Genomic DNA, 6,302 nt, shown 5'->3' with positions numbered 1-6,302 from the left:
GTCGCCCGCGCCGCCGCCGAGGATGCCGGCCTGCCGCTCTACCGCTATGTCGGCGGCGCCTTCGCCTCGCTGCTGCCGGTGCCGATGATGAACATCATCAACGGCGGCGCCCATGCCGACAACCCCATCGACATCCAGGAATTCATGATCATGCCGGTGGGCGCCGAGACCGGCGCCGACGCCATCCGCATGGGCTCCGAGATCTTCCAGTCGCTGAAGAAGAAGCTGAAGGACGCCGGCCACAACACCAATGTCGGCGACGAGGGCGGCTTCGCCCCCAACATCGGCTCGACCGACGAAGCGCTCGGCTTCGTCATGAAGGCCATCGAGGCCGCCGGCTACAAGCCGGGCGACGACGTCATGCTGGCGCTCGACGCCGCCTCGACCGAGTTCTTCAAGAACGGCAAGTATGAGCTGGCCGGCGAAGGCAAGTCGCTGTCGCCGGAACAGATGGTCGCTTACTGGGCCGATCTGGCCGGCCGCTACCCGATCATCTCGATCGAGGACGGCATGGCGGAAGACGACTGGGAAGGCTGGAAGGCGCTGACCGACGCCATCGGCAGCAAGGTGCAGCTGGTCGGCGACGATCTGTTCGTCACCAATCCGAAGCGTCTGGCCCAGGGCATCCGCCAAGGTGTCGCGAACTCGATCCTGGTCAAGGTCAACCAGATCGGCACGCTGTCGGAGACGCTGGAAGCGGTCGACATGGCGCACAAGGCCGGCTACACCGCTGTCCTGTCGCACCGTTCGGGCGAGACCGAGGACAGCACCATCGCCGATCTGGCGGTCGCCACCAACTGCGGCCAGATCAAGACCGGCTCTCTCAGCCGTTCGGACCGCCTCGCCAAGTACAACCAGCTGATCCGCATCGAAGAGCAGCTCGGCGTCGCCGCCCGCTTCGCCGGCCGCGGCATCCTCAAGGCCTGAACAACCAGCTGATCCGCATCGAAGAGCAGCTCGGCGTCGCCGCCCGCTTCGCCGGCCGCGGCATCCTCAAGGCCTGAGTTCCACGAGCTTCCTGAAGTCCCCTGCCCGGCAATCCTCCGCCCCCTCTCCTGCCCCCGGAGAGGCGATCACGACGGCAGGAACTGCCCCTGAAGGGACTTCGAGGACGGGCGGCGGGCGCCCCGATCGCTGAGACGTCCCGCCGTTGTGCCCCCTCCTCCCGTCTCTCCCCGGGAGGAGGGGGAAGCCCCGCCCGGCCATCCCGCAGAAATGGGCCTTGAGCCACCTGCGGCATAGTGTCAAGGGCCGGGCTTTTCGACGGTTCCATGTTGCGATGCACAGTTAATATATTAATATATCTAAGGTTCCCGGCGCGGCGCAGAACGCTGGCGCAAAACGGGCGACGAGTTCGGACGACACACTGGACGGCCTCCCTTTCCGTCCCCTCCCGACGCCGCCCCTTCGGACCGTAAAAACGGGCCGCTCGCTCGACCCGGTCAACCGGAGTGTTCAAAAATGCGTGCCAGTGGTGAAGCTTCCGGCAACGGCGCCTGCGCCGTCGTCGAGAATGTGACCTTCGACGAAATCCAGATCGGCCAGTCGGCCAGCCTGTCGCGCCAGCTCACCCTGATGGATGTGGAGCTGTTCGCCACCGTGTCGGGCAACATCAACCCGGCCCATCTCGACCCGAAATTCGCCGCCGACAGCCGGTTCCAGAAGGTGATCGGTCCCGGCATGTGGTCGGGTTCGCTGATCTCGGGCGTGCTGGGCACCTACCTGCCGGGCGCCGGCTCGCTCTATGCCGGCCAGAGCCTGCAGTTCCGCCGCCCGGTGGGCCTGGGCGACATCGTCACCGCCACCGTCACCGTGATCGAGAAGCGTCCGGCCAAGAACGTCGTCGTGTTCGACTGCGTCTGCACCAACCAGGATGGCGAGATCGTCGTGCTGGGCACCGCCGAGGTGATCGCCCCGACCCAGAAGGTCATCCGCCCGGCGCATGAGCTGCCGCAGATCCAGATGATCCGCCACGACAAGCACGACGCGCTGCTCGCCAAGTGCGACGAGCTGCCGCCGGTCGTCACCGCCGTCGCCTATCCCTGCGATGCCAGCTCGCTCCAGGGCGCCGTCGAGGCGGCAGAGGCCGGGCTGATCGAGCCGATCCTGGTCGGGCCGGAAGCCCTCATCCGCAAGGTCGCCGCAGCCGGCGGGCTCGACATCGCCCGCTACCGCATCGTCGATGCCGCCCACAGCCGCGCCGCTGCGGCAGCCGCCGTGGCGCTGGCCCGCACCGGCGAGGCCGAAGCGGTGATGAAGGGCAGCCTGCACACCGACGAGCTGATGGGCGAGGTGGTGAAGAAGGAAACCGGCCTGCGCACCGCCAGCCGGATCAGCCACGTCTTCCTGATGAATGTGCCGACCTACTCCAAGACGCTGCTGATCACCGACGCGGCGATCAACATCTATCCGACGCTGGAGGACAAGGTCCACATCGTCCAGAACGCCATCGACCTTGCCAAGGTGCTGGGCGTCGCCACCCCGCGCGTCGCCATCCTGTCGGCGGTCGAGACGATCAACCCGAAGATCAACACCACGCTGGAAGCGGCAGCACTCTGCAAGATGGCCGACCGCGGCCAGATCACCGGCGGCATCCTCGACGGCCCGCTGGCCTTCGACAACGCCATCTCCGCCGAAGCCGCCCGCACCAAGGGCATCGTCTCCCCGGTCGCCGGCCAGCCGGACATCCTGCTCGCCCCCGATCTGGAGGCCGGCAACATGCTGGTCAAGCAGTTGTCCTTCCTGGCGAATGCCGACCTCGCCGGCATCGTGCTGGGCGCCAAGGTGCCGGTCATCCTCACCAGCCGCGCCGACAATGTGCGGGCCCGGCTCGCTTCCTGCGCCGTCGCCTCGCTGGTCGCCGCCGCCAAACGCCAGCCGAAGCTCGCGCTGGCCGCCGAATAGGACATCCCCGTCATGGTCGCACTGTCAAACTCCAGCGAGGACGCCTGCCTCGTCATCAATGCGGGTTCCTCCAGCCTGAAATTCTGCGTCTTCCAGGGTGGCAGCGCCACCGAGATCGAGCCGGTCGTCACCGGCCAGATCTCCGGCATCGGCACCGCCCCCCGCTTCGAGGCGAAGGACGCCGCCCGCCACAAGATCGCCGACCACAGCTGGGCCGACGGCGAGAATCCGGGCCGCCCGGAGCTGCTCCACCATCTGCTCGACTGGATCGGCGACACGCTGAAGGGGGCTACGCTGGTGGCCGCCGGCCATCGCGTCGTCCATGGCGGCACCCGCTTCTCGGCTCCCGTCCGCGTCACCCCGGCGGTGCTCGACCAGTTGGAGGAGCTGATCCCGCTGGCCCCGCTGCATGAGCCGCACAACATCGCCGCCATGCGGGCGCTGGCCCAGGTCTATCCGTCGCTGCCGCAGGTCGCCTGCTTCGACACCGCCTTCCACCAGACCCAGCCCTGGCAGTCGCAGACCTTCGCCATCCCGCGCGAACTGACGGCGGAGGGCATCCGCCGCTACGGCTTCCACGGGCTGAGCTACGAGTACATCGCCCACCGCCTGCCCCAGGTGGCACCGGAACTGGCGAACGCGCATGTGGTGGTCTGCCATCTCGGCAGCGGCGCCAGCCTGTGCGCCATGCGCGGCGGGCACAGCGTCGACACCACCATGGGCTTCACCGCTCTCGACGGCGTGCCGATGGGCACCCGGCCGGGCACCATCGATCCCGGCGTGCTGATCTATCTGATGCGCGAGAAGGGCTACGGCGCCGACGAGTTGGAAAAGCTGCTTTACCACAAGTCGGGCATGCTGGGCGTTTCGGGCCTCTCCAACGACATGCGCGACCTGGAGAATTCCGACCTGCCGGCCGCGGCCGAGGCGGTGGAGCTGTTCTGCCACAACGTCGCCAAGCAGGTGGCGGCGCTGGCCGGCTCGATGGGCGGGCTGGACGCGGTGGTCTTCACCGCCGGCGTCGGCGAGAACTCCACGCTGGTGCGGTCGCGGGTGGCGGAGAAGCTGTCCTGGCTCGGCGTCGCCATCGACCCGGCGGCCAACCGGGCGAAGGCGACCCGCATCTCCGCCCAGGAGAGCCGCGTGCCGGTCTTCATCATCCCGACCGACGAGGAACGGATGATCGCCCGCCATACGCTGGGTGTGATCGCAGCAGAGCAGTTGGAACGGGCGGCGTAAGCGCGGCAGACGCCGGCAATTCTCCCTCTCCCGGGACGGGAGAGGGAGACCTCCCCTGGCAGGAAAGCGTCATCATGGAACAGGTCCCTACGAGCGCCGCCGCCAAACCGCCGGAAAATGTCCGGCTCGGCATCCTGTCGATGCTGCTGGCGATGGCCCTGATGACCATCATGAACGCGCTCGCCAAGATCCTGGCGGAGAGCTATCCGCTGGGCGAGGTCACCTTCTTCCGCAACCTGTTCGCCCTGCTGCCGGCGGTCGCCATGGTTGCCGCCGCGGGCGGGCGGAGCTGCCTGCACACCGACCATTGGCAGGGGCATCTGTGGCGGGCCATCGTCGGGCTGGCATCGATGGTGCTGCTGTTCTGGGCCTATCACCTGATGCCGCTGGCCAATGCGGTGGCGATCTCCTACTCCGCCCCGCTGTTCCTCACCGCCCTCTCGGTTCCGCTGCTGGGGGAGAGGGTCGGCGCCTTCCGCTGGGGCGCGGTGGCGGTCGGCTTCGCCGGGGTGCTGATCATGGTCCAGCCCGGCGCCGAGATGATCGACCGCGGGTCGCTGGTGGCGCTGACCGCCGCCGTCTGCTACGCGCTGGCGATGATCGCCATGCGCCAGCTGGGCCGCACGGAGAAGCCGGTGACGACGGTCTTCTATTTCACCGTGGTCTCGACCCTGCTCAGCGCGCTGGCCCTGCCGTTCGGCTGGGCCACGCCGGACGGCCATGCGCTGGCGCTGATGGCGGGGATGGGGATCGCCGGCGGCGGAGCGCAGTATTTCAGCACGCGGGCCTATTCGCTGGCCCGGGCGGTGGTGGTCGGCCCCTTCAGCTATGCCAGCCTGATCTACGCGACGATCCTCGGCTGGCTGGTCTGGGGCGACGTGCCGGCCCCGCATGTGATCGTCGGCGCCACCGTGGTGATCGGCAGCGGGCTGCTGATCCTCTATCGCGAAACCCGCCGCGCCGCGGCGGCCCCACCGAAGACTTGCACGACACACTCGGGGCCCGGACCGATCCGGACCGCCTGATTAGCAAGCCTACAAACGACAGAACTGGTTCCAAGAAAAGGACAGGCATCATGCTTACGACCGATGTCCGAGGCAATCTGGCCCCCCGACTGACCGGCCGGCTGCATCTGATCACGGGTGGTCGTGATGCGAGCGGGCCGGCGCAGCCAACTCTGTTCACCCCTGCCCGCAAGGCGGGACGATCCGATCACACGGTCTGCGCCATCGTCGGCGGTGCGAAACTGTCCGCCAAGCTGGATCTGCTGATCCGGCTGGTGACGCGGGTCGACGTTCTGGCATTGGGCGGCGGCATCGCCAACACCGTCCTGGCGGCGACCGGCACCGACATGGGCGCTTCGCTGTGCGATTACGGGCTGATCGACGAGGCCCGCAAGCTGCTGGACCGGGCGAAGGCCTGCGGTTGCGAGCTGCTGCTGCCGGTCGATGTGGTCATAGCGACCGAAGCGAAAAACGGGGTGGAGGACCGTATCGTCCCCTGCACCGCCATCGGGCCGGAGGACATGGTGCTTGACATCGGGCCGGCGACGATCGCGCGGTTCACCGCCTGCGTCGAGGCCGCCCGGACCGTGGTATGGACAGGGCCGCTCGGCGTCTACGAGATCGCCCCCTTCGACGGCGGCACCGACGCGCTGGCATGGTTCATCGCCCGGCGCACCCGCGATGCCGGCCTGCGGTCGGTGGCGGCCGGCGACGACACCATTGCCGCCCTGGCTGCCGCCGGGGTGGAGGACCGCTTCAGCGAACTGACCAGCCGCGACGCCCTGCCGGCTTGGCTGGATGCGATGTCGCCGCGCGCCGTTCCAGCGTAAGCACGCGTCCACCCCCTTAAATTGCAATTCCCGCGGTCTTAAACCCGCATTCCCTGGTTAAATAAGGTCTCCGCCCCAACCGGCACGGGACCGCAAGCGAACGACTGGAGCACATCATGGCTGTACGGGTAGCGATTAATGGGTTCGGCCGCATCGGCCGTCTGGTTCTGCGCGCCATCTACGAGAGCGGCCGCAAAGACGTGGAGGTCGTGGCGATCAACGACCTCGCCGATCTGAAGGCCAACGCGCACCTGCTGAAGTACGACAGCGTCCACGGCCGCTTCCCCGGCACCATCGAGACCGGCGACGGCGTGCTGATCGTCAA

The 6,302-nt window shown here is 67.9% G+C and carries 6 protein-coding genes; all 6 read left to right on the top strand.

Translation table 11 applies throughout. The features are described 5' to 3' along the window. On the top strand, positions 1 to 927 hold a 927-nt coding region (eno, locus tag CRT60_RS13935), incomplete at its 5' end, for a phosphopyruvate hydratase (protein WP_098736959.1). 534 nt (positions 928 to 1,461) lie between these two features. Next, positions 1,462 to 2,904, top strand: coding sequence for a bifunctional enoyl-CoA hydratase/phosphate acetyltransferase (locus CRT60_RS13930; RefSeq protein ID WP_098736958.1), 1,443 nt, complete (start codon positions 1,462 to 1,464; stop codon positions 2,902 to 2,904). A gap of 12 nt (positions 2,905 to 2,916) precedes the next feature. Beyond that, positions 2,917 to 4,143, top strand: a complete 1,227-nt coding sequence (locus CRT60_RS13925) for an acetate/propionate family kinase (RefSeq protein WP_098736957.1) — start codon at positions 2,917 to 2,919, stop codon at positions 4,141 to 4,143. Positions 4,144 to 4,217: 74 nt separating this feature from the next. Next, a complete protein-coding gene (locus tag CRT60_RS13920) occupies positions 4,218 to 5,168 on the top strand; it encodes a DMT family transporter (RefSeq protein WP_098736956.1) in 951 nt (316 codons plus the stop codon). A gap of 50 nt (positions 5,169 to 5,218) precedes the next feature. Further along, a complete protein-coding gene (gene pgk, locus CRT60_RS13915; protein ID WP_098736955.1) occupies positions 5,219 to 5,977 on the top strand; it encodes a phosphoglycerate kinase in 759 nt (252 codons plus the stop codon). A gap of 116 nt (positions 5,978 to 6,093) precedes the next feature. Beyond that, a partial coding sequence (locus CRT60_RS13910; RefSeq protein WP_280177220.1) for a glyceraldehyde 3-phosphate dehydrogenase NAD-binding domain-containing protein occupies positions 6,094 to 6,302 on the top strand: 209 nt, incomplete at its 3' end.

It is taken from the genome of Azospirillum palustre (genome assembly GCF_002573965.1).
Classification (GTDB): Bacteria; Pseudomonadota; Alphaproteobacteria; order Azospirillales; family Azospirillaceae; genus Azospirillum; species Azospirillum palustre.
The sequence above is the reverse complement of the archived record's forward strand: the minus strand, read 5'-3'. Positions and strand labels throughout refer to the sequence as shown.

Bases quoted from the DNA above. Each gene is read 5' to 3' on its own strand.
- CRT60_RS13930 (WP_098736958.1), top strand. From the start codon at position 1,462: ATGCGTGCCAGTGGTGAAGCTTCCGGCAACGGCGCCTGCGCCGTCGTC.
- CRT60_RS13925 (WP_098736957.1), top strand. From the start codon at position 2,917: ATGGTCGCACTGTCAAACTCCAGCGAGGACGCCTGCCTCGTCATCAAT.
- CRT60_RS13920 (WP_098736956.1), top strand. From the start codon at position 4,218: ATGGAACAGGTCCCTACGAGCGCCGCCGCCAAACCGCCGGAAAATGTC.
- pgk (WP_098736955.1), top strand. From the start codon at position 5,219: ATGCTTACGACCGATGTCCGAGGCAATCTGGCCCCCCGACTGACCGGC.